This is a genomic window from Microbispora sp. H11081 (genome assembly GCF_012999535.1).
In the GTDB taxonomy this organism is placed as follows: domain Bacteria; phylum Actinomycetota; class Actinomycetes; order Streptosporangiales; family Streptosporangiaceae; genus Microbispora.
In genome coordinates, this window is record NZ_JABBWV010000039.1 from 1 (window position 1) to 1,569 (window position 1,569).

General features: G+C 68.6%; 1 protein-coding gene. It reads left to right on the forward strand.

Annotated features, from left to right (window positions below):
• Positions 1 to 90 precede the first annotated feature (90 nt).
• Positions 91 to 1,535 (forward strand): IS3 family transposase gene (locus HHX31_RS33385; RefSeq protein WP_396712421.1). Its coding sequence is split into 2 segments (ribosomal slippage): positions 91 to 520 and positions 520 to 1,535, totalling 1,446 coding nucleotides; the frame shifts between segments, so codons are not numbered across the junction.
• Positions 1,536 to 1,569 lie beyond the last annotated feature (34 nt).

Sequence of the window (1,569 nt, forward strand, 5' to 3'; positions counted from 1 at the left end):
CCCTCTCTGCCAAGGTTTGTTGAGACAGATGTGGCTAGAGTGCATTTGAGTGACGAGGGCGAGTAAGGATCTCAACGAACTGTGAGCACGATGCTGGCTGAGCGCCCGAGGCCGTCGATCGTCCATGATGGGACGGTGAGCTCGGGCACAGGTGAGCAGGGACCGCGCGGGGACCGCCCGCGGCGGCGGACCTTCACCCCTGAGTACAAGCAGGCGATTCTGGCCGAGTACGACGCGCTGACCGAGCCCGGCGCGCGGGGTGCGCTGCTGCGCCGGGAGGGCCTGTACTCCTCGCACATCGTCGAGTGGCGGCGGGCCGCCGACGCCGGGGCGCTGGACGGGCTGGCCAAGTCCGGCAAGCGGTCCCGCAGTAGCGGCGAGAAGGCCGAACTCGAGCGGCTGCGGCGCAAGGTGGAGGCGCTGGAGGCAGAGCTGGCCCGTAAGGACGCCGCGCTGGAGCTGGTGGGAAAAGCACACGCGCTCTTGGAGACGCTCTCCGAGAGCGCGGATACAAAGCCGAGGTCGAAGCGGCGATAGGCCAGGTCTTCGACCTGGTGGAGGTCCTCACCTCCACCAGTGCCGCCTGCCGGCTGCTGGGCAAGCCGCGAGCGACGTTGTATCGGGAGCGGTCGCGTCCGGCGGGTCCGCGCCGCAAACCCGGCCCCGTCGGCGCGCCCGCCAACGCCCTGTCCGCGGCCGAGCGGCAGCAGGTGCTGGCGGTGCTGACCGAGCCGCGCTTCGCCGACAAGGCGGTCGCCCAGATCTGGGCCGAACTCCTCGACGAGGGCGTCTATCTGGCCTCCCAGTCGACGATGTACCGGATCTTGCGGGAGGAGAACCTGGTACGCGAGCGGCGCCGGCTGGCCGCCCATCCGGCCACGGTCAAGCCCGAGCTGGTCGCGTACAAGCCCAACGACGTGTGGAGCTGGGACATCACGCGCCTGCCCGGACCCGAGCGCGGCACCTGGTACCAGCTGTATGTCATGCTCGACATCTTCAGCCGCTACCCCGTCGGCTGGCGCCTGGAAGCGTGCGAGGACGCCGCCATCGCCGAGCGGTGGATCGCCGGACTGGTCGCCCTGCACGGGCGTCCCGGCGCCATCCACGCCGACCGCGGCTCGGCCATGACTTCGAAGAACGTCGCCCAGCTGCTGGTTGACCTCGGCGTGCAGCGTTCCCATTCCCGCCCGCGCGTGTCCAACGACAACCCGTACTCGGAGGCGCAGTTCAAGACGCTGAAGTACCGTCACGACTTCCCCGACGCATTCGGCTCCATCGAGCACGCCCGGGCCTTCTGCGAGGACTTCTTCGACTACTACCGTCACGAGCACCGCCATTCGGGGCTGGGCCTGCACACCCCTGCCGCGGTCTACTTCGGCACCGCCGAGCAGATCCAGGCGAAGCGGGCCAAGGTGCTGGCGGAGGCTTACGCGGCCAACCCGACACGGTTCGGCAGCCCACCATCCCCGCCGCCTCTCCCAACAACCGCCTGGATCAACCCACCAACCCCACAAGCGCTCATAGCGTCCAAGTAGCAGGACACTGTCTCAGAAACCTTGACAGGTACCG